This is a genomic window from Pararhodobacter sp. SW119, from assembly GCF_017811755.1.
GTDB lineage: Bacteria > Pseudomonadota > Alphaproteobacteria > Rhodobacterales > Rhodobacteraceae > Pararhodobacter.
Window position 1 is genome coordinate 375,219 of the sequence record NZ_JADDJF010000001.1, and the last position, 25,241, is coordinate 400,459.

The 25,241-nt window shown below is 67.8% G+C and carries 21 protein-coding genes and 1 tRNA gene; 7 read left to right on the top strand and 15 right to left on the bottom strand.

Annotated features, from left to right (window positions below; genetic code table 11):
• Positions 1-4: 4 nt before the first annotated feature.
• The 6 genes from IM708_RS01735 to IM708_RS01760 form a co-directional block, all read right to left on the bottom strand.
• The gene (locus tag IM708_RS01735) at positions 5-802 is read right to left on the bottom strand and encodes a carnitinyl-CoA dehydratase (RefSeq protein WP_209424570.1); all 798 of its coding nucleotides are present in this window, start codon (positions 800-802) and stop codon (positions 5-7) included.
• A complete protein-coding gene (locus IM708_RS01740; RefSeq protein ID WP_245242921.1) occupies positions 799-2,799 on the bottom strand; it encodes an acetate--CoA ligase family protein in 2,001 nt (666 codons plus the stop codon). Before IM708_RS01740 ends, IM708_RS01735 begins: the two co-directional genes overlap by 4 nt.
• Before the next feature lie 305 nt (positions 2,800-3,104).
• On the bottom strand, positions 3,105-4,268 hold the full coding sequence (locus IM708_RS01745; RefSeq protein WP_209424571.1) for an acyl-CoA dehydrogenase family protein: 1,164 nt from the start codon (positions 4,266-4,268) through the stop codon (positions 3,105-3,107).
• Positions 4,268-5,728, bottom strand: a complete 1,461-nt coding sequence (locus IM708_RS01750; RefSeq protein ID WP_209424572.1) for a carnitine 3-dehydrogenase — start codon at positions 5,726-5,728, stop codon at positions 4,268-4,270. Before IM708_RS01750 ends, IM708_RS01745 begins: the two co-directional genes overlap by 1 nt.
• On the bottom strand, positions 5,728-6,489 hold the full coding sequence (locus IM708_RS01755) for an SDR family oxidoreductase (RefSeq protein WP_209424573.1): 762 nt from the start codon (positions 6,487-6,489) through the stop codon (positions 5,728-5,730). Before IM708_RS01755 ends, IM708_RS01750 begins: the two co-directional genes overlap by 1 nt.
• 25 nt (positions 6,490-6,514) lie before the next feature.
• Complete coding sequence (locus tag IM708_RS01760; RefSeq protein WP_209424574.1) at positions 6,515-7,423, bottom strand: 3-keto-5-aminohexanoate cleavage protein; 909 nt, start codon at positions 7,421-7,423, stop codon at positions 6,515-6,517.
• A gap of 70 nt (positions 7,424-7,493) precedes the next feature.
• On the opposite strand from IM708_RS01760, the gene IM708_RS01765 reads away from it, so the two are divergent.
• Entirely contained in the window at positions 7,494-8,471 is a 978-nt protein-coding gene (locus IM708_RS01765) for a GlxA family transcriptional regulator (protein WP_209424575.1), read from the top strand.
• Here IM708_RS01765 and IM708_RS01770 read toward each other — a convergent pair.
• From IM708_RS01770 to IM708_RS01785, 4 genes are read right to left on the bottom strand one after another with little or no spacing between them, the layout of a single operon-like run.
• Positions 8,468-9,280: an ABC transporter permease gene (locus tag IM708_RS01770; protein ID WP_245242947.1), complete on the bottom strand. Its 813-nt coding sequence runs from the start codon at positions 9,278-9,280 to the stop codon at positions 8,468-8,470. The two genes, IM708_RS01765 and IM708_RS01770, sit on opposite strands and share 4 nt — an antisense overlap.
• Positions 9,280-10,029, bottom strand: a complete 750-nt coding sequence (locus IM708_RS01775) for an ABC transporter permease (RefSeq protein WP_209424611.1) — start codon at positions 10,027-10,029, stop codon at positions 9,280-9,282. The genes IM708_RS01770 and IM708_RS01775 overlap by 1 nt, the downstream gene beginning before the upstream one ends.
• A 9-nt stretch (positions 10,030-10,038) precedes the next feature.
• The gene (locus tag IM708_RS01780; protein ID WP_209424576.1) at positions 10,039-10,809 is read right to left on the bottom strand and encodes a transporter substrate-binding domain-containing protein; all 771 of its coding nucleotides are present in this window, start codon (positions 10,807-10,809) and stop codon (positions 10,039-10,041) included.
• A 35-nt stretch (positions 10,810-10,844) separates the two neighbouring features.
• Positions 10,845-11,630, bottom strand: a complete 786-nt coding sequence (locus IM708_RS01785) for an ATP-binding cassette domain-containing protein (RefSeq protein ID WP_209424577.1) — start codon at positions 11,628-11,630, stop codon at positions 10,845-10,847.
• 134 nt (positions 11,631-11,764) lie between these two features.
• Here IM708_RS01785 and IM708_RS01790 point away from each other — a divergent pair, with 134 nt between their 5' ends.
• Positions 11,765-12,619, top strand: coding sequence for an arginine deiminase family protein (locus IM708_RS01790; protein WP_245242922.1), 855 nt, complete (start codon positions 11,765-11,767; stop codon positions 12,617-12,619).
• A gap of 147 nt (positions 12,620-12,766) precedes the next feature.
• On the opposite strand, the gene IM708_RS01795 is transcribed toward IM708_RS01790, so the two are convergent.
• Positions 12,767-16,192 carry an indolepyruvate ferredoxin oxidoreductase family protein gene (locus IM708_RS01795; protein WP_209424579.1) on the bottom strand — a complete coding sequence of 1,142 codons (3,426 nt, stop codon included), beginning with the start codon at positions 16,190-16,192 and terminating at the stop codon, positions 12,767-12,769.
• 158 nt (positions 16,193-16,350) lie between these two features.
• Here IM708_RS01795 and IM708_RS01800 point away from each other — a divergent pair, with 158 nt between their 5' ends.
• The gene (locus IM708_RS01800; RefSeq protein ID WP_209424580.1) at positions 16,351-16,809 is read left to right on the top strand and encodes an Lrp/AsnC family transcriptional regulator; all 459 of its coding nucleotides are present in this window, start codon (positions 16,351-16,353) and stop codon (positions 16,807-16,809) included.
• 3 nt (positions 16,810-16,812) lie between these two features.
• Here the strand turns inward: IM708_RS01800 and IM708_RS01805 are convergent, their stop codons facing one another.
• Complete coding sequence (locus IM708_RS01805) at positions 16,813-17,496, bottom strand: NnrU family protein (protein WP_209424581.1); 684 nt, start codon at positions 17,494-17,496, stop codon at positions 16,813-16,815.
• A gap of 251 nt (positions 17,497-17,747) precedes the next feature.
• Here IM708_RS01805 and IM708_RS01810 point away from each other — a divergent pair, with 251 nt between their 5' ends.
• Together IM708_RS01810 and IM708_RS01815 are read left to right on the top strand one after the other, a co-directional pair.
• Positions 17,748-18,443 carry a response regulator transcription factor gene (locus IM708_RS01810; protein WP_209424582.1) on the top strand — a complete coding sequence of 232 codons (696 nt, stop codon included), beginning with the start codon at positions 17,748-17,750 and terminating at the stop codon, positions 18,441-18,443.
• Positions 18,444-18,564: 121 nt separating this feature from the next.
• Complete coding sequence (locus tag IM708_RS01815) at positions 18,565-19,449, top strand: aminoglycoside phosphotransferase family protein (protein WP_245242949.1); 885 nt, start codon at positions 18,565-18,567, stop codon at positions 19,447-19,449.
• Between the two features lie 383 nt (positions 19,450-19,832).
• Here IM708_RS01815 and IM708_RS01820 read toward each other — a convergent pair whose 3' ends face one another.
• Together IM708_RS01820 and IM708_RS01825 are read right to left on the bottom strand one after the other, a co-directional pair.
• A complete protein-coding gene (locus IM708_RS01820) occupies positions 19,833-20,489 on the bottom strand; it encodes a GntR family transcriptional regulator (RefSeq protein WP_209424584.1) in 657 nt (218 codons plus the stop codon).
• 41 nt (positions 20,490-20,530) lie between these two features.
• Positions 20,531-21,232 carry a SprT family zinc-dependent metalloprotease gene (locus tag IM708_RS01825; RefSeq protein WP_245242923.1) on the bottom strand — a complete coding sequence of 234 codons (702 nt, stop codon included), beginning with the start codon at positions 21,230-21,232 and terminating at the stop codon, positions 20,531-20,533.
• A 142-nt stretch (positions 21,233-21,374) separates the two neighbouring features.
• On the opposite strand from IM708_RS01825, the gene IM708_RS01830 reads away from it, so the two are divergent.
• Both IM708_RS01830 and IM708_RS01835 read left to right on the top strand, forming a co-directional pair.
• On the top strand, positions 21,375-21,695 hold the full coding sequence (locus IM708_RS01830) for a TIGR02300 family protein (RefSeq protein ID WP_209424585.1): 321 nt from the start codon (positions 21,375-21,377) through the stop codon (positions 21,693-21,695).
• Between the two features lie 152 nt (positions 21,696-21,847).
• Positions 21,848-21,923, top strand: a tRNA-Ala gene (locus tag IM708_RS01835).
• A gap of 1,123 nt (positions 21,924-23,046) precedes the next feature.
• Here IM708_RS01835 and IM708_RS01845 read toward each other — a convergent pair.
• Positions 23,047-25,197 carry a DEAD/DEAH box helicase family protein gene (locus IM708_RS01845; RefSeq protein WP_209424587.1) on the bottom strand — a complete coding sequence of 717 codons (2,151 nt, stop codon included), beginning with the start codon at positions 25,195-25,197 and terminating at the stop codon, positions 23,047-23,049.
• Positions 25,198-25,241 lie beyond the last annotated feature (44 nt).

Sequence of the window (25,241 nt, forward strand, 5' to 3'; positions counted from 1 at the left end):
CGTGTCAGCGCCCCTTCCAGACCGGATCGCGCTTCTCGGCGAAGGCGCGGGCGCCTTCCAGCTGATCCTCGGACGCATAGAGCCGATCCACGGTTGCGAACTGGCGTTTCGTGATGCGGTTGAGCGCGTCCTGAAAGCGCATGTCCTCGGCCTCGCGAACGATTTCTTTGATCGCGGCGTAGACCAGGGGCGGGCCGGATTCCAGCAGCCGCGCCAGGTCCCAGGCCTTGGAGTGCAGATCGCCCGGCGCGCAGATCTCCTTCAGCAAACCCCAGCGCAGCGCTTCCTCGGCGTCGAACCAGCGGCCGGTCAGCAGAAGGTCCATGGCCACGTGATAGGGAATGCGTTTCGGCAACTTGACCGAGGCCGCGTCGGCCACGGTGCCCGACCGGATCTCGGGCAGGGCGAAGGTGGCGGTGTCGGCGGCCAGGATCAGATCGCAGGACAGCGCCAGTTCCAGCCCGCCGCCGCAGCAGATGCCGTTCACCGCGGCGATGACCGGCTTGTTCAGATGCGGCAGTTCCTGCAGGCCGCCAAAGCCGCCGACGCCGTAATCGCCATCGACCGCGTCGCCATCGGCTGCCCCCTTCAAATCCCAGCCGGGACAGAAGAACTTCTCGCCCTCGGCCCGCAGGATGGCGACGCACAGGGCGTCGTCGTCGCGGAAATCCCGAAACACGTCGCCCATGATCCGGCTGGTTCCCAGGTCGATCGCATTGGCCTTCGGCCGGTCCAGCGTGACCTCCAGGATCGCGCCCTCGTGGCGGGTGCGGATCGGTCCTTCGCTGCGCATCTGCATCATCTCGCGTCCTCCCATATGACGGCATCGACCGCGACGGCGCCGGCATCGCGGACCATCAGCGGGTTGATCTCGATCTCCTGCAGCGCCGGATCCTCGGCCAGCAGGCGCTGCAGGGCAAGCGCGGCCTCGACCACGGCGGCGACATCCGGCCGGGGCCGCCCGCGATAGCCGTCGAGCAGCGGCCAGAGCAGAAGCCGCCGCAGCGCCTGCGCGATCTCGGCGCCTGTCACCGGCAGCACCAGCGTCACGCTGTCGTCCAGCAATTCAGCGGTGACGCCGCCCAGCCCCAGGGTCAGTGTCGCGCCATAGACCGGGTCGCGCCGGATGCCCAGCAGCACCTCGGCCCGCGCGTCGGTGACCATCTCCTCGGCCAGGTAACCGGTCGCGCCCGGCATCTCGGTGGCGCCAATCAGATCGGGCAGGCCCAAGCGCACCGCGCCCGCCTCGGTCTTGTGGGCAAAGCCGAGGCCCTTGAGCGCCAGCGGCGGGCGCAAGGCGCGAGCGGGCGCCTCCAGCGCGGCCAGCGTCGAAGCTGTCACTCCATTCGGAACGGCGATGCCGGCACCGGCAAGGCGTTCCTTGGCGGCGGCCTCGTCGACCAGCCCGCGGGGGGGCATCTCCGCGGCCGTCCAGGGGCACCAGCCGTGCTGTCCCGGCGGCGTCTGCGCGGCCTTGATCGCCGCCAACGCGGTCTCCAACCCCATCAGCGGCGCGACGCCACGGTCGATCATCGCGATGGCCAGCGCCTCGTCGAAATTCTCGGGCAAGGACGCGACCGGAAAGGCCGGCTTGCCGGTGGCCTCCTGCGCGGCCTCGATCGCCGCCAGCGCCGGGAGAAAGCTGGAGGGATCGCAGCGGTCCGGTCGGGGCGGATCGATGACAAAAAGACCCGCGTCATACCCCGCCAGCATGGTCGAGAAGACCTGCGTCGTGCGCGGCCCGTCCCCCCAGATGTAGGTGTGGTAGTCCAGCGGGTTGGCGATGGCGACAAGCGGGCCGAGGGTTTCGGAAAGCGCCACGCGCTGCATGTCCGAGGGCGGCGAAAATGTCAGCGCAAACGGCGCCGCCAGGTCGGCCACCAGGCCCGCTTCGCCGCCCGAGCACGACAGCGAACAGAGCCGCTGCCCCAGACCCGGCCCGTGGACATGGAAGATCTTCAGCGTCTCGACGAGTTCTGAAAGCGTCGCCACCTCGGCAATGCCCGATTGTGCCAGAAAGGCCGCGGAGGCCACCCCCGCCCCGGCCAACGCGGCGGTGTGCGAGGCCGCGGCGCTGCGCGCGGCCTCGGTCCGCCCGGACTTTAGCGCGACGATCCCCTTGCCGCTCCGGCGCGCCGCCTCGGCCAGCCCGGCCAGCGCCGGCGCATCGGCGATACCCTCGACGTAAAGACCCAGCGCAGTGACACGGTCGTCTGCGAGCAGCGCACCCGCCAGATCCGCCAGTCCAACCTGGGCGGCGTTGCCCAGGCAGGTGACATAGGCGACCGGCAACCCGCGCGCCTGCATGGTCAGGTTGATCGCGATGTTCGACGACTGGCTGACGATCGCGACGCCCTGCGCGACCGGCCGCCCACCATGCTGATCGGGCCACAGAAGCGCGCCGTCGAGGTAGTTGATGAACCCGTAGCAGTTCGGTCCCAGCACCGGCATCCCGCCTGCCGCAGCCACCAGACGGTCCTGCAGATCCCCCGCCCCCGATTCGCGCCAGCCACTGGCGAAGGCGACAGCGCCGCCCGCCCCCATCGCGGCGAGTTCGGCCACAACCTCAATCGTCGCATGCCGGTTGACGCCGATGAAGGCGGCGTCGGGCAGGGCGGGCAAGGCAGACAACGACGGCACGCAGGGCACGCCCGCAATCCGGGAGCGAGAAGGATGGACCGGCCAGATCGCGCCGTCGAAGCCGATCTTGCGGCACTGTTCGATCACGTTGGCGGCCCAGTGGACGCCGAGGATGGCGATCGAGCGGGGACTGAGGAGGCGGGCGAGATCCCTCATCATGCGGCCGCTGCGAGGGGCGGGGGGGGCTTTCTGCCCCCCTCTTGCCCTGCGGGCAATTCACCCCCCGAGGATATTTGAGGACAGATGAAAAAGTAAGGACTGCCCCCGACCCGGAACGTGCCGGGCCGGGGGACTTCACCTGTCACGGTCATCGGCGTCCCCGCCTGTACCGCGCTGATAGAATTGGTTTCCGCAATTGACATTTCGTTATTTCATCTGTCCGAAAATATCCTCGGGGGGCGCCGGTTAGTTCGCCACTGGTTCGAGAACCAGCCGGCGCGGGGCAGACAGCCCCCGGCGCGCGCTCAGCCGCCCTGCGGCCGCAACAGTTCACGACTGATGATGTGGCGCTGAATCTCGGATGTGCCCTCCCAGATGCGTTCCACGCGCGCGTCGCGCCAGATGCGTTCGAGGGGCAACTCGTCCATTAGGCCCATGCCGCCGTGGATCTGGATCGCCTCGTCGGCGATCATCGCCAGCGCCTCGGTTGCCTTGAGTTTCGCCATCGCCATGTCGGCCTCGGTCACGGTGCCCTCGTCGAATTTCCAGCCGGCCTGCCAAGTCAGGAGTTCCGCGGCCCTTAGTTCCAGCGCCATGTCGGCGAGCTTGAAGCTGACGCCCTGGAACTTGCCGATCTGCTGGCCGAACTGGCGCCGCTCGGCCGCCCAGGCGAGCGCATGGCCCAGGGCCCGGTCGGCGCGGCCGAGGCTGGTGGCGGCGACCTGTAGGCGGGTCGCGCCGAGCCAGGTGTTGGCGACCTCGAAGCCCCTGTGGACCTCGCCCAGAACGTTGTCGGCCGGCACGCGGCAGTCGTCGAATTCGAGGATCGCGTTCGAATAGCCGCGGTGGCTGACGTTGCGGTAGCCCTCGCGCACGGTGAAGCCGGGCGTGCCCTTGTCGACGAAGAAGGCGGTGATCTTCTTCTTCCTGCCGCGCGGCGTATCTTCCTCGCCGGTGGCCATGAAGGCGATGGTGAAGCCGGCGATGTCGGCATGGCTGATGAAATGCTTGGTGCCGTTGAGGACCCAGTCGGCACCGTCCGGCCGCGCGCTGGCCTGCATGCCGCGCAGGTCCGATCCGGCGCCGGGTTCGGTCATCGCGAGGCAGTCCCAGGTCTCGCCCCGGATGCAGGGCATCAGGTAGCGTTCGCGCTGCTCGGGCGTGCCGGCTAGCAGGATGTTCGAGGGGCGCGCGACGCAGGTCCAGTGGAGCGCGTAGTTGGCGCGGCCCAGCTCGCGCTCGTAGAGGAGCCAGGACAGCGTATCGAGGCCGGCGCCGCCCACCTCCTCGGGCATGTTGGCGGCGTAGAGGCCGGCTGCCATCGCCTTGGCCTGCAACTCGCGGATCAGCTCCATCGGCAGGTGGCCGGTGCGTTCGACCAGCGCCTCGTGCGGGTAAAGCTCGGTCTCGACGAAGGCGCGCGTCGTCTCGACGATCATGCGCTGTTCGTCGCTGAGGGCAAAATCCATCAGCCTCTTCCTTGTCCGACGTGGCGGCCCGCGCCATCGGGCGGGGGCAGGCTTTCGTGCGCTGTGGCGATCGGCTTCAGCCGCGCCAACACCTGCGGTGCGGAGGGGCAGGTGCGGCCCGATCCGGTGTCGACATGCAGCAACATCTGTTCCAGCGTCGCCACGGCCTGCCCGTCGCGCACGATCCGCACGAAGACATGCAGGCGCTTTTCGTCCGCACCCAGCACCTGCACCGACCCGGTGAGCCGATCGCCCAGCTTCGCCTCACCCAGATGCATGATGTGCGTCTCGGCGGTGTAGTAGCTGTGACCGGCGGCGACGTAGTCCATGCCGGCGCCGATATGGCGCAGGAAGGCGTCGGTGGTTTCCGAACTGGCGAAGAGGTAGCGGCTTTCGGTCATGTGGCCGTTGTAGTCGATCCAGCCGGGCAGGACCTGCATATGCGCCATGACCATTGGCGCGGCGGTGTCCGGGGTCGGGTCGGGGGCTTCGGCGCGGCGTGTGGCGTCGTGTTCCAGCAGCACGCGGCCCGCGCCCCAGTTGCGCGCTTTCAGGACGCGCAGGAAACCGACGAGGTTGTCGTCGCGGATGCGTTCCAGCTCGCGGATCGACAGGTGCCCGGATTGCGCGTCGGACTGGCCGGCGATCAGATCGACCAGCGCGTCGTCGAACGCGGGCACGTCCATCAGCTTCGTCCAGGGCCAGGTCAGGCAGGGGCCGAACTGCGCCAGGAAGTGCCGCATCCCGGGCTCGCCCCCGGCGATCCGGTAGGTCTCGAACAGGCCCATCTGTCCCCAGCGCAGGCCGAAGCCCATGCGGATCGCCTCGTCAATCTCCTCGGTTGTCGCCACGCCGTCCTTGACCAACCACAGCGCCTCGCGCCAGACGGCCTCGAGGAAGCGGTCGGCGATATGGGCGTCGATCTCCTTGCGCACATGCAGGGGATACATGCCGATCGCGCGCAGGATTCCCTTTGCGCCGTCGATCAGGGCGGCGTTCGACTGGGGGCTGGGCACGACCTCGACCAGCGGCAGCAGGTAGACCGGGTTGAAGGGGTGGGCCACGAAGATCGCGGCGGGGTTCACGGCGCCTTCCTGCAGTTGCGAGGGCTTGAAGCCCGAGGTCGAGGAACCGAGCGGCACCTCCGGCGCGACGGCCTGAATCTGCGCGTAGACGCGGTGCTTCAGAGCCAGATCCTCGGAAACGGATTCCTGGATGTAGGCCGCGCCCGTGACCGCCGCCTCCAGCGTGGGGGCGATGCGCAACCGCCCCTCGGCCGGCATGGTGACATCCGACAGCGCCGGCAGGCTGCGCCGCGCGTTGGCCAGCACCTCGGTGATCTTGCGTTCGGCCTGGGCGTCGGGGTCGAAGACGGCCACATCCCAACCGTTGAGCAGGAACCGCGCGGCCCAGCCGCCCCCGATCACGCCGCCGCCGATGATTGCTGCCGTCTTTGTCATCACACCATTCTTTCCGTATGTCCGTCGACGGCCAGGATCTGCCCCGTCACCCTCTTCGCCGCGGGCGAGGCGAGGAACAGCGCCATGTCCGCCACATTGTCGCTTGTGACCCAGCTGCGCAGGCTCGTGCCGTCCGCATACTGGGCGCGTATCTCGTCCGGCGTGCAGCCCGCGGCGCGCGCCTCCATTTCAACCACGCGCTCCATCCGTTCGCCCTCGACCGCGCCGGGCGCGATGGCGTTGACGCGCACGCCCGACGGACCCAGTTCCATCGCCAGCGTCTTCATCAGCCCGACGAGCCCCCATTTCGCCGCGACATAGGGCGACCGATGCGGCACGGCGTGAAAGCCCGAGGTCGACGTGGTGATCAGGATCAGGCCCGATCCCTGCGCGCGCATCAGCCGCTCGGCCCAGCGACAGGTCAGGAACGCGCCGAAGAGGTTGACGCCGACGCAGGCCGTCCAGGCGGCGTAGTCCAGATCCTCGATCCGGCCGGCGGGCCCACCGGTGCCGGCATTGGCGCAGACCACGTCGATGCCGCCCCATGCAGCCTCGATCCGCGCAAGGAAGGCGTCCATCTGCGGCGGGTCCGTGACATCGACGGTTTCGGCGATGAAGTCCGGATGCGCGCCGCGCACGCGCGCGACCGCCGCGGCATCGGCGTCGCAGAGCGCGATCCGGTCACCGCGCCCGGCAAAGCCGCGGGCGAAGGCAAGGCCGATGCCCGAGGCGCCGCCGGTGATGAGGACGCGTTGGCTCACGTCGCGCTCCGTCCGTGTTCGGGGATCAGGCTGGCGCCCGCTTTTCCAGCTTCAGCCGCTTGCGCACCTCGTCCGGGCCGACGATCCGTGCGCCCATGTTCTCGATGATGCCGACCGCGCGCTCCACCAGTTGCGCATTCGTGGCCAGCACGCCCTTGTCCAGAAAGAGGTTGTCTTCCAGTCCGACGCGGACATTGCCGCCCGCCAGGATCGCCGCGGCGACATAGGGCATCTGGTTGCGCCCCAGCGCGAAGCCCGACCAGTGCCAGCCCTCCGGCACGTTGTTGACCATCGCCATGAAGGTGTTCAGGTCATCGGGCGCGCCCCAGGGCACACCCATGCACAGCTGTACCAGCACCGGCTCGGGGATGATGCCTTCCTTCACCAGCTGGCTCGCGAACCACAGATGGCCGGTGTCGAAGGCCTCGATCTCGACCCGCGTGCCGCTGGCGACCATGCGCGCGGCCATGTCGCGCAGCATGCCGGGGGTGTTGACCATGATGTAGTCGGCCTCGGCGAAGTTCATCGTGCCGCAGTCAAGCGTGCAAAGCTCGGGGCAGCAGGCGACCACATGCGCCACGCGCTCGGCCGCGCCGATCATGTCGGTGCCGGCGACCGGGGGCAGGGGTGCGTCGGTTCCGCCCAAGGTCAGGTCGCCCCCCATGCCGGCGGTCAGGTTCAGCACCACGTCGGTGGCGGAGTCGCGGATCCGCTCGGTCACCTCGCGGTAGAGGGCGGGATCGCGCGCGGGCTTGCCGGTCTCGGGGTCGCGGACATGGCAATGCACCACCGCGGCGCCGGCCTTCGCCGCATCGATCGCGGCTTCGGCGATCTGCGCCGGGCTGCGCGGCACATGCGGGCTGCGGTCCTGCGTGCCGCCCGAGCCGGTGACGGCGCAGGTGATGAAGACCTCTCGGTTCATGGAAAGCGGCATGGAATCCTCCTGTATTGCGCCACAACCTAGCAGGCTTGCGGCGGATCACTTGGCGATTTACGAAAAGGGCATGACGAAACACGCAACCGTTTTCGCCCCTTCCGACCAGCCGCTGGAGATTGCGCTTCTGGTGCTGCCCCGCGCCTCGATCCTCGAAGTGGCCTCGGTGCTCGACCCGATGCGCAGCGCCAATCGGCACCTGGGCCGCGCCGGGTTCCGCTGGCGCGTCGTCTCGCCCGGCGGGGCGCCGGTGCCACTGACCTGCGGGATCGAACTGCCCAGCAGCGGGCCGCTTTCGGCGGCGAATGGCGCCGATGTGCTGATCGTCATCGCGGGCTACGGGCAGGCCGAAGGCGCCAACCCCCGGTTGGTCGCCGACCTGCGGCGCATGGCCGGGCGCTTTTTCGCGATCGGCGGGGTCGATGCCGGTCCCTGGGTGGTGGCGCGCGCGGGCCTGCTGGACGGGCACCGCGCCACCGTCCATTGGGAGGATCTGGAGGATTTCGCGCTCGCCCATCCGCAGGTCGAGGTGGTGCCCGACCGCTTCGTCATCTCGCGCAACCGCTTCACCGCGGGCGGTGCGGCGCCGGCGGCGGACCTGATGCTGCACCTGATCGGGCGGCGCTGCGGGGCGGCGCTGGCCGGGCAGGTGGCCGGTTCGTTTCTCTATGACGCTGCGGTCGATGGCGCCCGACCGCAGCGACCGGGGATGCTGCCCGCGGCGCGCGATGCGCGCCTCTCGGGCGCCATGCGGGTGATGAGTGCGCATATCGAGGCGCCGCTGCCGCTGGCCGCCGTCGCGCGCCAGCAGGGCCTCAGCCTGCGGCGGCTGGAGCAGCTGTTTCGCGCCGGGCTGGGGCAGGGGCCGGGTGCGGCCTATCTGGACCTGCGCCTGCAGGCGGCGCGGCGCATGCTGGTCGATACCCGCCACCCGGTGCAGGAAATCGCGCTGCGCTGTGGATTTGCCGAACAGTCGAGTTTTTCGCGCGCGTTTCGGCGCCGTTTCGGGATGGCGCCGCGGGCGCTGCGGGCGAGCGAGGTGGGCTAGCCCAGCCGCTGCGGAATACGCCCCTCCAGCCAGCGGAAGAAAAGCACGATCAACCCCGCGATCATCAGGTAGACCACGGTCAGCAGCAACAGCGGCTCGTAGATGATGAACGTGTCCTGCCGCACGCGCGCCGTCACCGCGTAGATGTCGACGACCGTGATCGTCGCGACCAGCGGCGTGCCCTTCAGCTGCAGCACCGTCTCGCCACCCAGCGTCGGCAACGCGCGTTGCACCGCCTGCGGCAGCCAGACACGGCGGAAGAGCGTGAGCCGCGGCATCCCCATCGCGCGCGCCGCCTCCAGCTGGCCGCGCGGCACGCTCTTGAAGGCGCCGCGCATCACCTCGCCCTCGTAGCCCGCGAAACTGATGGTCAGCGCCAGCAGCGCATAGGGCCAGGCCTCGCGCAGATAGGGCCAAAGCTCGCTTTCGCGGATCCAAGGGTACTGCGGAAAGAGCGAGCCGAGCCCGAAATAGATCAGCCACAATTGCAACAGCAGCGGCGTGCCGCGGATCACCGTGCAGAAGGCGCGCGCCGGCACCGCCAGCACCCGCGGCCCGACCGCCTGCGCCAGACCCAACGGCACCGCGAGCAGGAAGCCCAGGAAACACGACAGCGCCAGCAGCCAGATCGTCCGCCAGAGCCCCTGCAGCGCCAGGTCCGAATAGCGCGGCAACCAGTGCCAGCGCAGGTTCAACGCGCACCAGGCCACGATCCCCAGCAGGATCAGCAGCATCACCACCCGGTGCGGGCGCAGGAATTCACCCAGCGGCGGTGGGCGAAAGCGCATCGCGGGGCGACCGGCGCGCATCATCGCGCCCCCGCCACGTCCGGCTCGCCCCGCCGCGCCCAGCGTTCCAGCCGCCCGAAAAGCCGCGCCGAGATCAGCGTGACGGTCAGGTAAAGCGCGCCGGCCGCCAGGAAGAAGGTGAAGTAGTGCCGCGTCGCCGCCGCCGCCTGCCGCGTCTCCAGCGTCAGCTCGGCAAAGCCGACGACCGCCAGCAGGGCCGTGTCCTTGGTGGCGATCAGCCACAGGTTGGCCAGCCCCGGAATGGCGAAGGGCAGCATCGCCGGCAGCACGATCCGCCGCATCAGCATCAGCGCCGGCATGCCAAAGGCGCGCCCGGCCTCGACCTGACCCGCCGGCACCGCCTGGATCGCGCCGCGCAGCACCTCGGTCGCGTAGGCGCCCTGCACGATGCCCAGCACCCCGATCCCGGCCACCACGCCCGACAGTTCCACCCGCCCATAGCCCACGGCCATCAGCGCACGGTTCAGCAGGTCGGTCCCGGCGTAGTAGAGGATCAGGATCAGCACCAGCTCCGGCACCGCGCGCACGACGGTCGTGTAGACCGCCAGCAGATCGCGCGTGACCGGCCCGCCATAAAGCTTGCCCCAGGCCCCGAAGAGCCCGATCACCAGCCCCATCGCAAAGGCCCCGAGCGCGATCTGGATCGATGCCACCAGACCGCGCAGCAGGTTCCCGCCCCATCCGGGCGGCGACAGCGCCAGCAGCTCGACCGTCCGGCCCAGCCCCAGCGCCTCGATCAGCGCGTCGATCACCCCGCGTCAGTTGCCGTAGATCGAGACCGTGAAGTACTGCTCGCTGATGGCGTCATAGGTGCCGTCCTCCAGGATCTGCGCCAGACCCCGGTTGATCGCCTCCTTCAGTTCGGTGTCCTCCTTGCGGATGCCGGCGCCGACGCCCGCACCCAGGATGCGCTCGTCATGCTCGACCGCGCCCTTGATTTCGCAGCACTGGCCCTCGGCGGATTCCAGGAACGCCTCCATCGCCAGGCTGTCGGCCTGCGTCGCGTCGATCCGGCCGGCATAAAGGTCCTGGTTCGCCTCGTCCTGGGTCTGGTAGATGCGCAGGGTCGTGTCGCCCTCGAAATACTCTTGCGCGTAGGTCTGGTGGATCGTCGCCACCTGCACGCCCAGCACGCGGCCCGCCAGCCCCCCGGGCGTGGGGGTGATGTCAATGTCCTTCGGCGCCACGATCACGGTCGGCGTGTTGTAGTAGGGGTCGGAGAAGTCGATCACCTGCATCCGGTCCTCGGTGATCGACATCGAGTTCATGATCGCGTCGATCTGCTGGCCCAGCAGCGCCGGGATGATCCCGTCCCACGAGGTCGGCACGATCTCGCAGTCCAGCTCCGCCGCCTCGCAGATGGCGTTGATGATGTCGATCTCCCAGCCCTGCCAGTTGCCCGCGGCATCGGGCGAGGTGAAAGGCGGGTAGGGCTCGGCAGCGATCCCGATGCGCACCGTATCGGCCTGTGCCGCAGTGCCAAGCGCCAGCGCCGCGGCGCCGGCCAGCATCCAAGCAGTCGTCTTCATTCTAGTACCTCCTGTCGTGGTTGGTTGTTGCGCGGTCAGGCCACGCTTCGCAGAAACTGTTTCAGCCGATCCGACTGCGGCGCGCCAAAGATCGCCTCGGGCGCGCCCTCCTCGATCACCTCGCCGTTGTTCAGGTAGATAACTTGACCCGCGACTTCGCGGGCGAACTTCATTTCGTGCGTGACCAGGATCATGGTCCGCCCCTCGGCCGCCAGATCGCGGATCACCGCCAGCACCTCGCCCACGAGTTCCGGGTCCAGCGCCGAGGTCGGCTCATCGAAGAGCATCACCTGCGGCTCCACCGCCAGCGCCCGCGCGATGGCGCCGCGCTGCTGCTGCCCGCCCGACAGGAACGCGGGGTAGACATCGGCCTTGTCGGCCAGCCCGACGCGGTCCAGCAAGTCGCGGGCGCGCGCGATCGCCTCGCGCTTTGGCACGCCCAGCACATGCACCGGCACCTCGATGACGTTCTGCAGAAGCGTCATGTGCGACCATAGATTGAACGCCTGAAAGACCATGCCCAGCCGGGTGCGGATCCGCTCGATCTGCCGGCGGTTGGCGGGGCTGCCATCGGCGCGCATGGCGATTTCCTCGCCGCCCACCAGGATCCGCCCGCCTGACGGTTGCTCGAGGAAGTTGATGCAGCGCAAGAGCGTCGACTTGCCGGACCCCGAGCCGCCGATCACCGCCACCACATCGCCCTCACAGGCGCGCAGATCGACGCCGCGCAGCACCTTCAGCGCACCGAAGGACTTGTGCAGACCCTCCACGAGTATCGCCTCGGGTCGGGCGGTATCGTCGCCTGAGGCGGCTTCTGGCATGCGGTCGGCGGCCCCCTTGATGCACCCGAACCCTGTGGAACTCGATTGCATTAAGCCCGCGATCCGATAATTCTTCAAGCGTATAATTTCCAGCCAGAGGGACCGGAATGCAGCGGGAATACGGATCACAAGGCATGGCGGCGCCGCTGCGGCGGGTGATGATGCGCGCGCCCGGCGCGGCGATGCGCGCCGCCGACCGGGCCGTTTGGCACTACGGGCCGGGCTTCGATCCGGCGCGGGCCGAGGTGCAGCATGCCGCCTTTGCGGAACTGGTCGCCGACAGCGGCGCGCGGATCGACTGGCTGGAACAGCACGATGGCGATGGGCTGTCGGATGCCGTCTTCACCCACGATCCCTCCTTCGTGACCGAGGTCGGCGGGGTGATCCTGAACATGGGCAAGCCCCTGCGCCGGAAGGAGCCCGCCCTGCACCGCGCCGCCTATCAGGCGATGGACATCCCGATCCTCGGCGCCCTGCCCGAGGGCGCGACCATGGAAGGGGGCGATACCGTCTGGGTCGACCGCCACACGCTGGCGGTGGGGCGCGGGGCGCGCACCAACCAGGCCGGGATCGAGGCCGTCGCCGACATCCTGCGCCCGCACGGGATCACCGTCCTCGGCTTCGACCTGCCGGTCTGGACGGGGGGCGACGCCTGCCTGCACCTGATGTCGCTGATCAGCCCGCTGGCCGACGACCTGGCGCTGGTCCATCGCCCGCTGATGCCCTTTGCCTTCCACGCGCTCCTGCGCGACCGGGGCTGGCGCCTGATCGACGCGCCGCCGGCCGAGTTCCACGAAAGCTTCGGGCTCAGCGTCAATGTCCTGCCCACCGCGCCGGGCGAGGTGATCGCGGTCGACGGCTTTCCCGAAACCCGTAAGGCGATGGAAGACGCCGGCTGCCGCGTGCAGGTCTTCGCCGGCGACGCGCTCTGCATCGCGTGCGAGGGCGGGCCGACCTGCCTGACCCGCCCGATCCTGCGCGCCGCCTGAAGTCGCAGGGCGGCGCGCAAAACCGTTTCTTTCAGGTTAACAAAAAGGTTTTTAGCTATCCATTACAAGGCTTTGCCCGTTTGCTCGCTGGCGAGCAGGCCGCTCATTGGAGCGTTTGGCGGGCAAAAACTGCCGGCATCGGCGCGCTCAGGCCGCCGCGCGGCGGGGCGCGGCCAGCTTCGCCGCGACCTCGGCCTGGACCTTGCCAGCGGCTTCGGCCTTGACCGGGCCATAGCCGCGGATGCCCATCGGCGCGGCCAGCACTGCGCGCCAGCGCGGCAGGTCGCCTGTCGCCTCGGCCGCGGCGCGGTCCAGCAGGCCCGCGTACCAGTCCAGCAACTCGCGCTCCATCTTCCGCTCGGGGTGGCGGGCGAAGAGGTCCCATTTCGTCCCCCGGACGCCCTTCATCCGCGCCAGCATCGCAAACGCCGGCCGCATCCCCCATCCCGGGAAGCGGCGCTTGTTGGGCCGGCCGCGGTGGTCGGTCCCCGTGGGCCAGAGCGGCGGCGCCAGGTGATAGTTGACCCGCGCCCCGTCGCCGAACTCGCGCTTGATCCGCTCGGCAAAGCTGGCATCGCGGTGCAGCCGCGCGACCTCGTATTCGTCCTTCACCGCCATCAGCTTGAAGAGGCTCTTCGCCGCCGCCCGCGATAACTCCTCGTCCCCCAGCGCCAGGATCGGGGCCAGCCGGTCGCGATAGGCCTGCGCATAGGCTGCGTCCTGATAGTCGATCAGGAACGCCGCGCGGCGCGTGATCAGCTTCTCCACCGTTTCCTCGGCGGGCTTCGGGTTCAGCACCTCCGAAAACGGCGCCGGATCGACGGCGGCCAGCCGGCCCAGGGCGAAAGCACGCCGGTTCGCCTCCATCGCCACGCCATTCAGCTCGATCGCCCGGTCAAGCGCGGCCAGCGACACCGGCACCAGCCCCGATTGCCAGGCAAAGCCCATCAGGATCATGTTGGCATAGACCGTGTCGCCCATCAGCGCCTCGGCCAGACGGCCGGCATCCAGCGCGCCGACCTCGCCGCCGACCGCCGATTCCAGCGCCCTCAGCCGCGCCGGGATCTTCAGGGATGCATCGCGGTTGAGCACGATGTCGCCGGTCGGCATCTCGGTCAACGTAACCACCGCGCGGGTGCCTGGCCGAAGGCAGGCGCTGGCCTTGGGCGCGGTCGACACCACCAGATCGCAGCCGATCAGCGCGTCGGCCGCGGCGCGGTCGGTGCGGACCTGCTGGATATCCGCGGGCTTCGGCGCAAGGCGCAGGAAGCTCAGCACCGGACCAAACTTCTGGGCAAAGCCGGTGAAGTCCAGCACCGACGCGCCGCGCCCCTCCAGATGCGCGGCCATGGAAATCAGCGCGCCGACGGTGACGACGCCGGTGCCGCCGACGCCGGTGACCAGCAGGTCATAGGGCTTTTCCAGCATCGGCAGATCGGGCTCGGGCAGCTTGGCCAGCGCCGCGTCGATGGCGTCGGAGGCCTTCGGCTTCGGCTTCAGCCGCTCCGCGCCCTCGACGGTGACGAAGGACGGGCAGAAGCCGTTGAGGCAGGAATAGTCCTTGTTGCAGTTCGACTGGTTGATCCGCCGCTTGGGGCCGAACTCCGTCTCGATGGGCTCGACCGAAAGGCAGTTCGACTCCTTCGAGCAATCGCCACAACCCTCGCAGACCAGTTCGTTGATCATGACGAACTTCTGCGGATCCTCCAGCTTGCCGCGCTTGCGGCGGCGGCGCTTTTCGGTGGCGCAGGCCTGTTCGTAGATCAGGACCGAGACGCCCTTCACCGTGCGGATCTCGCGCTGGACGCCGTCGAGCGCGGCGCGGTCATGAAAGGTGGTGCCGGCGGGAAAATCGGCGCTCTTGAACTTGCCGATATTGTCCGACACCAGCGCGATCCGCTCCACCCCTTCGGCCCGGCAGATCGCCGCGATGGACTGGACCGAGACGGGGCCGTCCACCGGCTGGCCGCCGGTCATCGCGACCGCGTCGTTATAAAGGATCTTGTAGGTGATGTTGGCGCCGGCGGCGATCGCCTGCCGGATCGCCATCGATCCCGAATGATACCAGGTGCCTTCGCCCAGGTTCTGGAAGACGTGATCGTTGCCGGTAAACATGCTGGATGCCGCCCAGTTCACCCCCTCGCCCCCCATCTGGATCAGCGAGGTCGTGTCGCGGTTCATCCAGGAGGCCATGAAGTGACACCCGATGCCGGCCAGCGCCTTCGACCCCTCCGGCACGCGGGTCGAGGTGTTGTGCGGGCAGCCCGAGCAGAAATAGGGCGTGCGGGTGGCGCCGGGGATGTTCAGCACCTGAGGCTGGACGCCCAGGATCTCGGCCGCGCGCTGGGGGTATCTCCCTGCGGGGAAATGCCGGTCCAGTCGCTGGGCGACGATGGGCAGCAACTGGCGGGGCGATAGCTCGCCCGTCCACGGGATCAGGCGTTCGCCCTTCTCGTCGCGCTTGCCGACCATCAGGCGCGGCTTGTCGCCGTCCCAGTCGTAGAAATATTCCTTCAACTGGCTTTCGACGATGCCGCGCTTTTCCTCGACGACCAGGATCTCCTCCTTGCCGGCGACGAAATCCAGCGCCCCGCGATGCGCCAGCGGCCAGACCATGCCGACCTTGTAGATGTCGATGCCCAGTTTCGCGCAGGTGTCGCGGTCGATGCCCAAGAGCCGCAGCGCCTCCATCAGGTCCAGATGCGCCTTGCCGGTGGTCACGAACCCGAAGCGCGCGCGCGGGATGCCATGGATCACGCGGTCGATCGGGTTGGCCTCGGCGAAGGCGAGCGCGGCCTGCTTCTTGGCCTCCAGCCGGTCCTCGATCTGGAAGCCGGGCAGGTCGGGCCAGCGGTAGTGCAACCCATCCTTCGGCGGCGTGAAGTCGGGCGTCATGAACGCGCGGTCGGGCAGCAGGTCCACGGACATGCCCGATTCGACCACGTCCGACACCGCCTTGAACCCGACCCAAAGGCCGGAAAACCGCGAGAGCGCATAGCCCCATTCGCCGAAGGGCAGGAACTCGGCCACGTTCGCCGGGCTGATGACCGGCATGAACCACGCCAGGAACGCCGCGTCCGACTGGTGCGGCATCGAGGACGAGACACAACCGTGGTCATCCCCCGCCACCACCAGCACGCCGCCATGCGGGCTGGATCCATAGGCATTGCCGTGCTTGAGCGCGTCGCCCGACCGGTCCACCCCCGGCCCCTTGCCGTACCACATGCCGAAGACGCCCTGCACCTGGGCGTTCGGGTTCGTCTCCACCTGCTGCGATCCCAGGATCGCGGTCGCGCCCAGATCCTCGTTCACCGCGGGCAGGAACTCGATCCCGCTTTCCTTCACCCGGTCGCGCGCGCGCCAGATCTCCAGATCCAGCGCCCCCAGCGGCGAGCCGCGATAGCCCGACACCAGCCCGCCGGTCTTCAGCCCCGCTGCCCGGTCGCGCCGCGCCTGGTCCAGCAGGATGCGCACCAGCGCCTGCGTGCCGGTCAGGAACACGCGTCCCTCGGTCCGGCTGTAGCGGTCGGACATGTCGTATTTGGCCAGTGGCGGGCGGAAGGGGGCGGTCATGGCGATCCTCCGGTAAAGGCATATCGTGGCTGTGGCTTTGCGCCAGTCTAGCGCAGGCCGGGCGAAAGTGGGTGCCAGATTTGCCGGAATGACGCAGTCTTGACTGGTCTTCATGCCGGGAATGGGCAGGATAGTGGAATATCCTGCCAGGAGGGGCCATGCAACTGGAACCACGCGATCTGCAAATTCTCGACCTGCTGCAACGGGATTCGCGCCTGTCGAACCAGGACCTGGCCGACCGGGTGGGCATGTCGACCTCGGCCTGCTGGCGGCGGGTCAAGGCGCTGGAGGAAGCCGGCGTGATCCGCGGCTACCGCGCCGAGATCGACCCGCGCCGCGCCGGCATGGCGTTTCACGCCATCATCCACGTGCGGCTGGTGCGCCACGCCCGCGAGATCGTCGATCGTTTCGTCGCCGAGGTCATGCGCCATGACGAGGTGCAGGATTGCTACGCCACGACCGGCGGCGCGGATTACCATCTGCGCGTGCTCTGCCGCGACCTCGACGCGTTCAACGACTTCATGGAACGCACGCTCTTCCAACTCGACGGCATCGCCAATATCCAGACCAACCTCGTGCTGCGCCACATCAAGGCGCCGGGGATGCCCGGCGCCTAGCGCTCAGGGCATGAAGCGCGCGGCGATGGGCACGCCGGCAAGCCAGGGATGCAGGGCGATCAGCAGATGGACCAACGCCAGTCCGGCCAGCAGCCGCAGAAAGGTCTCGGCACCCGCGCCTTGGGACAGGCGATGCGCGCGCGCGGTGGCGGCAAGATCCGCCCAGCCGCGCGGCCCCAGTTCACGTCGGCGCCGGCGGTCGATCAATCGTTGGCCGAGCAGCGCGAAGCCGGCGAACCCGCCGAACATCAGCACATGCGCCAGATCTCCGTTTGCCGCCAGATGCCCGCCCGACCAGAGCGCCAGCGCCGCCAGCACCGGGTGGCGCAGGAAGCCGACGACGCCCGGCGCACGCGGGTCGAACCGGTCGTTGCGCCACCCGGCAAAGGACAGCGGGTTCGGGCGGAAGGCGGCGAAGGCCAGCAGCAGGCAGGCCAGCGCCATCGCCAGCAGCGTGACATGCCCCGCCCAGAACGGCGGATGCCAGAGCGGCACCCAGGGCGCCGCCCGCGCCGCCAGAAACAGCCAGACCAGCACCGCCAGCGACAGCGCCGAATAGGCCAGCCCAAACCCCGCCGGCCCCAGGCGCGCGACCAGCCAGGGCCGCACCGGCGGGCGCACCGGGATCGCATGCGTCAGCAGGAAGGCGGCATAGGCCGCGACGAAGCCGCCCCATCCGGCTAGCATCGGTTCCGCCTGTGTCGCGTGCCTGCCATCCGCCGCCTTTCGTCGATGCGACGCAGGAAATCGCATGCGCCCCGCCGGTGCAAGACCGGGACGCGCTGCCCGGGCCCCGGCGTCGCTGCCTTCGTGTTGTCGCGGCCGCTTCCGCCGGGCTGACCTGCCCCGCGCTTTACAACTCCACGCAGGAAGTCCGAGGCTTGTCCGCCAGAATGCAAGCGGATACTATACTCATGGTTGAGTAGGGAGTACGAAGATTGCGGCATCGTATCGCGGCGTTGGACGACGACGCGGCCATTCGGCGGCTTCTGGAAAACATGCTGACGGCCCAGGGTTTCGACGTCCGTTGCGCGGCGTCGATCGCCGAATTCGAACAGATGCAGCGTGATGGGCCCGCCGACCTCTACCTGATCGACGTGGGACTGCCCGATGGCAGCGGCCTGGCGGTGGTGCGCGAACTCCGGCAGCAGGGCGCGGCGGGTGTGATCCTGCTGACCGGGCGCGGCGCTGAAACCGACCAGGTCGTCGGGCTGGAGCTGGGCGCCGACGACTATGTCGTCAAGCCCTTCCGGGGGCGCGAACTGATCGCCCGGATCAACGCGGTGCTCAGCCGGCGCGTGAAAGCCCCGAAGGCCCAGTCCCCCGACGCGACCAACCACGACTTCGATGGCTATCGCGTCTGCCTGCAGGCGCGCAGCGTGCACGCGCCCGACGGCACCGAACTGGCCCTGACCGGCGCCGAGTTCGACCTGCTGTCGGCCTTCCTGCGCCGGCGCGGCGAGGTCATGACCCGCGACCAGCTTGTGCATCTGATAAAGGGCCGCGAATGGGAGTTGCACGACCGCGCGGTCGACGGGCTGGTCAGCCGCCTGCGCCGGAAGCTGCCGCCGTCCCGCGACCGAGGCCCCTATATCCGGACGATCCACGGCGTCGGCTACGTCTTCAAGGACTGATCCCGACGCCGCTTGACCGGCTCGACCCCTCGGCGGCGATCCCCGCGCAAGTGCCGATTGCGGTCAGCCGTGGCCGTGCGATACCCACCCGGCACAGGCAAAGGCGGGATCGCACACCGTGATGCACGAAGACGAGATCCCGATAACCGAAACGACGATCCGTCGCATCCTTCGAAACGTGGCCCCGCAATGGTCCGATTTCCCCATCCGGCAGCTCACCTCCTCCGGGACGGACAACGCGATCTTCCGCCTGGGCGATCGTTGCCTGCTTCGCATACCCAGGCGGCCATCTGCTGCGATTCTACTATCAAAGGAACTTGACTGGTTACCGCATTTCAAAGGGCTTCCATTGGAGGTTCCTGAATTGCGCTTCCGTGGTCGCGCCGACATCGGCTTCGACTGTGAATTCGGCATAATCGATTGGATCGAGGGCCGGATCGCGTCGCCCGAGAACATCGCGGATGCCGCGGTCGCCGCACGCGATCTGGCGCGGTTCCTGAAAGCATTGCAGGCGAAGGATATCGCCGGTGCGCCGACAGCAGGTGACATCAACAGTCAGCGGGGCGTTCCACTCGGTGATCTGTCCGCGCCAACCCTGCGGGCCATAGATCAACTTGCAGATGAGATCGACGCCAGGCGCGCCCGCAAACTCTGGCATGAGGCCATTGCGCGCCGTGGCCATCGAACCCCGGTCTGGCTGCATGGCGACCTGAAGGCGGACAATCTGATCGCACGGGACGGCGTTCTGCGCGGCGTCATAGACTGGGGATTGTCCGCGATAGGCGACCCGGCTGCAGACTTCGCAACGGCGTGGTTCTGGGTTGAACCCTCGCAACGCGGGGCATTCCGCGATGCTCTTGCGCTGGATGACGCGGACTGGCTGCGCGCGAAGGGCTGGGCGCTCTACGGTGCGGTCATTGCGCTGAGTTACTACCAGGAGGGCAGGAACGACGCACTCTGCCGGCAGTCGAGGCTGACGCTCTCTCGTCTCGGGTTGCTGCTGTAGCCGGTTGGCGGCTGTCGTCGAGCAACCAAAATCGCCAGATCCTCACACTGGTCAAGCGGGCGCCTGGGTGTCAAAACGGCGCCGGGTGTTGCGGGACATACCAGATGCGGTATGCCAAAACTCCTCAACCACAAAACGCCCAGAAAAACGTGCGAAATTCCGCGCCGCGAAAATGCATTTTCTTTTCATTTTTCGGCCGGAACGCGTTTCATTTTTTCATATTCTGGACCAATCCCTGAAAACTTCGACAGTTTTCCCGGCCGAGGGCGCGGTTGCTCAAGCTTGAGCAGCCACCCGCATCGCGGCGACGATCCCGTCGCGCCCCTCGACGCACTCAAGCGCAGGCCGGATGCGGTCCTGCAAGGGGTCCGGCGCGACCGATATCAGCCGGCCAGGTGTCGCAGCCCCTGCGTGACATCGGTGCGCAGCGCCAGCCGCAACCCCGGGTCGTCGCCGGCCTTCAGCGCCGACAGGATCGACCGGTGCTGATGCGGCGGCGTGTTGCGCCGGAGGCGGCCGTAAAGCGTGCGCATCGTCGGCCCCAGTTGCAGCCACAGCGTCTCGACCAGCGCCAGCATCGCCGGGCTCTGCGCGCGCAGATAGAGCGTGCGGTGGAATTCGAGGTTGCTGCGGATGTAGGTCACCGAATCCTGCCGGGTGACGGCATCGGTGATCGCCGCGTTGATCGCCTCCATCCGGTCGATCAGCGCGGGGTGCGCGCGGGGCAGGGCGCGGCTGCCCAGCTCCGGCTCCAGCAGCGCCCGGATCGAGGCCAACTCCTCGATCCGCTCGGTGCTGAGTTCCGGCGTCGCCACTCGCCCCGAACCCGAGACCGACAGCGCCCCCTCGGCGACCAGCCGCTGCACCGCCTCGCGCGCGGGGGTCATCGAGACGCCGAACTGCTGCGCGATGCCACGCAGCGTCAGCGCCTGGCCGGGGGGCAGTTCGCCGTGCATCACCTGCGTGCGAAGACTGCGATAGACCCGGTCATGCGCCGAAAGCTGGGACAGGTCGACAGGCTGGCGGGGCACGCGGAGCATCGGCAAGGCTCAGCACAGCGCCGCGCGCAGGTCAAGCGCGCTCAGTCGCTGAAACGGAACCGGTGAAGCCATGTCCCCTCGCGCCGAAGCCATTGGCGCGGGCCCTCATAGCCCGGCATCAGCCCGGCCAGCGTGCGCCAGTAGGCGGGCGCGTGGTTCATCTCGGCCAGATGCGCGACCTCGTGCGCGGCGACGTAGGACAGCACCTCGGGCGGCGCCATCGCCAGCCGCCAGGAAAACATCAGATCGCCCGCCGAACTGCACGAGCCCCAGCGCGACCGCGTATCCCGCAGGCGCAGCGATCGCGGCTCGCGCCCCAGCCGCTCGGCGAAGGACGCCACCTCGACCGCCAGCCGGTCGCGCGCCTGCAGCTTCAGCCAGGCGGCGATCCGCGGCCCTGGCGGACCGCGGTCAGGCACCAGAAGCCGGTCGCCCTGCGCCAGCACGCCGCGCGCCGCGGCGGCGATCACCTGCAGCGGCTGACCGGCGACCGGCAGCAGCGTCCCGGCCACGACCGGGCAGGGCGCGTGCGCCTCGGCGACGGCGGCGCGCAGCCAGTCCTCGCGCGCGTTCAGGAACGCCTCGGCCGCGGCATGCGCGACGCGCGGCGGCAGCGTCAGCGTCACCCGCCCATCCAGCCGGGAGACGCGCAGCGACAGACGCCGGGCGCGCCCGCTCCAGCGCCACTGCACGGGGATCGGCGGCGTCCCGGGCAGGACGGTCAGGGTGGGGCGGGTGGTCATGCGTGGCTCTGCCTGCTGTGGTTCTGCCTGTGCTTCGCGGAGCGCCTTTGCGGCGGCTAACGAAAACACGACGACAAAGGCTTTGACAAGCTTTCGCGCATGTGGCAACGGGCGCCCAACCACGCAAAAGGAAAGGTGTCGCATGCCCAAGGAAGAATGGGGCGTCAAAAGGCTTTGCCCGACCACCGGCAAGCGTTTCTATGACTTGAACCGCAGCCCGGTGGTCAGCCCGTATACCGGCGAAGTCGTCGAGATCGACGTGCCGGGCCGCAAGGGGGCGCCGCTACAGCCCGTTCCCGAGAAGGCCAAGGTTGTCCGCAAGGAACCGGCCGAGGATGGCGAGGCTCTGATCGACGATGAAGACGTGACGGTCGAGGACGACGATTCGCTGCTGGAGGACGAGGACGACGATACCGTTTCATTCGACGACCTGTCGGACGTCGCCGACGACGACGAGGACTGAACCGGCAGGCTGGGCACTCCGCGGTCCTTATTGAGAAGGTCCGTCAGGGCAGGCAGAAACGCGGTTGGCGGGTGATCGAGGCAACTTTGCCCTTGCACCCCCGCCGAGTCTTGGCTAAATGCGCTCTCGCGGCGCCGGACGCCGCAAACGGTGGGGCCATAGCTCAGTTGGGAGAGCGCTTGAATGGCATTCAAGAGGTCAGGGGTTCGACTCCCCTTGGCTCCACCAATCTAATCATCTAAGCTGTTGATAATGAGCCGCTTTTGCGGCTCTTGTCACTTCTGCCCCACCGCTTTTCCCACCGCTCGATTCGGGCGCTTGGATTGGTTGCATCTTGTCGCATCCGCCCTTAGCACGGCGCATCCGGCAGCGCGGTGACCTTCTCCGAAGATCGACGGTGATCGCCAGCGGCACCGCCGGCCACGCGCTGCGCTACGCCAATGGCTCCGCGCGCGGCCTCCTCCTACACCACCACCGGGGACACAGCCCATCACTTGGCGTTGAAACATCGATATCTTACTGTCGCAGCATGAGGTTTGCAGTCCATAACGGCGAGCGGGTTGAGGCCACCCCCGGTGCCGTTGGTTTGTGCCCTGGGTGTAGCGCTGAGTTAACCGCGAAGTGCGGTACCAAGAAGGTCTGGCATTGGGCACACAAGGGCCAGCGCCACTGCGATCACTGGTGGGAGCCTGAGACTGAGTGGCACCGATCTTGGAAAGACCGATTCCCCAAGGAGTGGCAGGAGCGGTCAGCTCGAGATGATCGCGGCGAGTTGCACATAGCGGACGTTAGGACGCCACATGGGTTGGTTGTCGAGTTTCAATACTCGTACATAAAGCCAGAGGAGGCTTTGAAGCGAACTGAGTTCCACGCACCGCTGCTTTGGGTGGTCAGCGGTGAGCGGCGTCCGACGGATAAGAGGCAGTTTGACGAGTTGTTTCGTTACAGATCCGTGCCGGGTTCGGGAGAGCCCGCCATAGACAGGTTTTCGGTATATGATGCCCGGTTACTTCAGGAGTGGGCCGATCTGCGTGTGATTGTCGCCTTTGATTTCGGAGGAGAAGATGTCTGGCTGATGAGTGGTCGCGATTGGGCATGTGCGCTAGGTCGGTGGTTCAAAAAGGATGACCTCGTTACGCATATTCGTGACGGCACACCGATACCGCATGTGATCTTCGAACATCACCACCCTCGGACCCGCAAAGTCATCAAGCGCACCCACACCATCCCGCATTCTCTACCAAAGCCTTAAGCCGGGCTAGTTGAGGTAGCGCCGACCCGCACAAGGTGGGAACTGCGATGCTATTCAGATCGTGGTAGCTGCGCCCGCTCCGGCCGAGGCGCTCCGGAGCTAATCAAGCCGTCTCTGCCCATGACCTTGGATGAGGCGGGGAAGCTGTGTCGGGACATCCTCCATCAAGACAAGCGCGCACTCGACGGTTTCACCGGTCATGGTGATCTGCAACTGACCTGCCGGGACCGCCTGATCCCAAGAAAAGCTGTCGGACAGGAACTGCAAGACGGCCTGCTTGTAGTCAGTATCCGGGTTCTGCAAGTGATCGCCTTTGGTTTCCAAGATGACGATCCTGTCTGCACCCGCGTTGCCGCCCGCCGCGAAGATGAAGTCGGGGTAGATTCGCCCGCGCTTCCAGCCTTGCAGGCCGTAGTTCGTCTTGGCGACGTTGCGGTGCCACCACTTCACTGCGCCGTCGCCGTCCAGATGCACCGCGACTCCGCGTTCATCCGTGTTCAACTCGTTCCTCAGGACCGGGGAAAAGAGGCTTCTTGTCAGAGGCTCATCTGTCGCGCTGCGCAAGACCGGCGATTGTTCCGGCTCGGTGGTCCAGATGTGATCGGGCATCTGCCAGTTCGGCCCGGCCACGCGCAAGCGGAACTGGATGCGGCCTGCTCGCACATCGTCCTTGAACAGCCCTTCGGCGCGCCGCGTGCGCTCTTTGTCCAGCGCAAGGCGCAAAGTGTCCACGATCACCCCAGCCGCCGCACCTAGCTTCGCTTCGTCAAACCCCCGCGCCTCAAGCTGCGAGAGAAGCTTTCCCACGACATCCCGCGCGACAAACGGGTTCGGGATCAGGTCGGAAACCACGCGCACGGCGTATGAGGCGTCAAACCGCAGGGCTTCCGTGCCCGTGCCGATGGTTTCCCCCCGGAAGTGTTCGCGCCCGCTGTCAGTCAAGCTGATGCGCTGTAGCTGCGAAGCCGCTTGCCTCGGGTTGTCGGGTATCGCCCGCGCCACTTCGCGCGGATCGTAGTCGCGCCAGTCTATCGCCGCCAGAATGTCGGTCTCGTAGTCGAGGTCGCGCAAGCCGTCGCCATCCACCCGCAAGACCTTGGGCAGATAGATTTGCAGCGTTCGGAGCGTGTCGCGCCGTTCGATCTTGCGCGCCGCGCCGGTCCCTGCCGGGCCTGCACCGGGGGGCACCTCGATCACAAGATCGGCTAGGCCGTCCTTTTCCAGCCCGGTCTTGATCGCGTTGACCACTGCGCCGGTCTCGGCGTGATGCGTGATGATGTAGCACTCATCGAGCGCCGGAACTCCGGTCTTGAGGGCATGGGGCTGGCGCAGGATGCGTCCGACAAGCTGCGTCATGGCCGACAGGTTGGACGCCGCCGCCAGCGAACACAGGACATAGGCAAAGGGGCAATCCCACCCCTCTTGCAGCGCCGCCTTGGTGATGATCACGCGCACCCGGTTCGTGGGCGACAGAAGGTCTTGGTTCTCGGGCTGGTTGAGGTCGTTTTGCTCTGCGGTCTTGAACCGCCCCGGGTTCCCGAGGCTGTCTTTCACATGCGGCCAGAAGTCCCTGTCGTACCCGTCAAGGTTCGGCACCGCCTGAAATTCCGCCGCATGTGCCGCCTGATCGCCTTCGGGCGGAAAGAAGCCGTGCACGTCGCCCCGGTCGCGGAACATGCGCAGCGTCTCTTGCGTCTGCCGGTTCGCGGCTTGCAGCATCAGGATCATGACGCACAGGTGCGTTTCCACGTCGCGGGCGTCCAGCCGGTCGGATTTCTCCATGATCCGCACCCGCCCCGCCGCAGCGCGGTCCAGCGCCTGCCGGTAAGGGTGCTGCCGATCCTTCAAGCGTTTGAGCGTCTGGGTATAGATCGCCTCGTTCGGCACGATCCACAGGACGAAACCGGTGTTCTTGGCCAGATACCGCCCCATGATCCGGCTCACGGCGTTGACAGCCAGCCAAGTCTTGCCGCCGCCCGTGGGCACTTTCAGCGTGACGTTGGGCACCGGGCGCGCGCACCCGTCCTTGCGGGGCGAAAACGGGATCGCCACCCGCGACGGGGGAAGCCGCCCCGCTGCCTGCATCCTGGCCCATGTGGCCTCGGTGAAGTCCATCGCCGGAATGGGTAGATTGGGATTGGCCGCGCGCACCGCGTCAATCTGGTCGGCCTCGGCCTTGCGGGACTTCAACTCGTCCAGATAGGCATCGAGCGTGTCCAGCACGCGCACCTGATAATCGAGCGTGCGCATGGCCTATGTCCGCTCCACGCGGTAAAGCGCGAAGGGCAGTGGCA

What these genes read in the sequence shown, in the direction of transcription:
- IM708_RS01780 (WP_209424576.1), bottom strand. Translation starts at nt 10,809, where the DNA reads ATGAAGACGACTGCTTGGATGCTGGCCGGCGCCGCGGCGCTGGCGCTT.
- IM708_RS01800 (WP_209424580.1), top strand. Translation starts at nt 16,351, where the DNA reads ATGCAACTGGAACCACGCGATCTGCAAATTCTCGACCTGCTGCAACGG.
- IM708_RS01770 (WP_245242947.1), bottom strand. Translation starts at nt 9,280, where the DNA reads ATGCGCGCCGGTCGCCCCGCGATGCGCTTTCGCCCACCGCCGCTGGGT.
- IM708_RS01815 (WP_245242949.1), top strand. Translation starts at nt 18,565, where the DNA reads ATGCACGAAGACGAGATCCCGATAACCGAAACGACGATCCGTCGCATC.
- IM708_RS01765 (WP_209424575.1), top strand. Translation starts at nt 7,494, where the DNA reads ATGACGAAACACGCAACCGTTTTCGCCCCTTCCGACCAGCCGCTGGAG.
- IM708_RS01795 (WP_209424579.1), bottom strand. Translation starts at nt 16,192, where the DNA reads ATGACCGCCCCCTTCCGCCCGCCACTGGCCAAATACGACATGTCCGAC.
- IM708_RS01735 (WP_209424570.1), bottom strand. Translation starts at nt 802, where the DNA reads ATGATGCAGATGCGCAGCGAAGGACCGATCCGCACCCGCCACGAGGGC.
- IM708_RS01790 (WP_245242922.1), top strand. Translation starts at nt 11,765, where the DNA reads ATGGCGGCGCCGCTGCGGCGGGTGATGATGCGCGCGCCCGGCGCGGCG.
- IM708_RS01750 (WP_209424572.1), bottom strand. Translation starts at nt 5,728, where the DNA reads ATGACAAAGACGGCAGCAATCATCGGCGGCGGCGTGATCGGGGGCGGC.
- IM708_RS01760 (WP_209424574.1), bottom strand. Translation starts at nt 7,423, where the DNA reads ATGCCGCTTTCCATGAACCGAGAGGTCTTCATCACCTGCGCCGTCACC.
- IM708_RS01825 (WP_245242923.1), bottom strand. Translation starts at nt 21,232, where the DNA reads ATGACCACCCGCCCCACCCTGACCGTCCTGCCCGGGACGCCGCCGATC.
- IM708_RS01745 (WP_209424571.1), bottom strand. Translation starts at nt 4,268, where the DNA reads ATGGATTTTGCCCTCAGCGACGAACAGCGCATGATCGTCGAGACGACG.
- IM708_RS01740 (WP_245242921.1), bottom strand. Translation starts at nt 2,799, where the DNA reads ATGATGAGGGATCTCGCCCGCCTCCTCAGTCCCCGCTCGATCGCCATC.
- IM708_RS01845 (WP_209424587.1), bottom strand. Translation starts at nt 25,197, where the DNA reads ATGCGCACGCTCGATTATCAGGTGCGCGTGCTGGACACGCTCGATGCC.
- IM708_RS01785 (WP_209424577.1), bottom strand. Translation starts at nt 11,630, where the DNA reads ATGCCAGAAGCCGCCTCAGGCGACGATACCGCCCGACCCGAGGCGATA.
- IM708_RS01805 (WP_209424581.1), bottom strand. Translation starts at nt 17,496, where the DNA reads ATGCTAGCCGGATGGGGCGGCTTCGTCGCGGCCTATGCCGCCTTCCTG.
- IM708_RS01820 (WP_209424584.1), bottom strand. Translation starts at nt 20,489, where the DNA reads ATGCTCCGCGTGCCCCGCCAGCCTGTCGACCTGTCCCAGCTTTCGGCG.
- IM708_RS01830 (WP_209424585.1), top strand. Translation starts at nt 21,375, where the DNA reads ATGCCCAAGGAAGAATGGGGCGTCAAAAGGCTTTGCCCGACCACCGGC.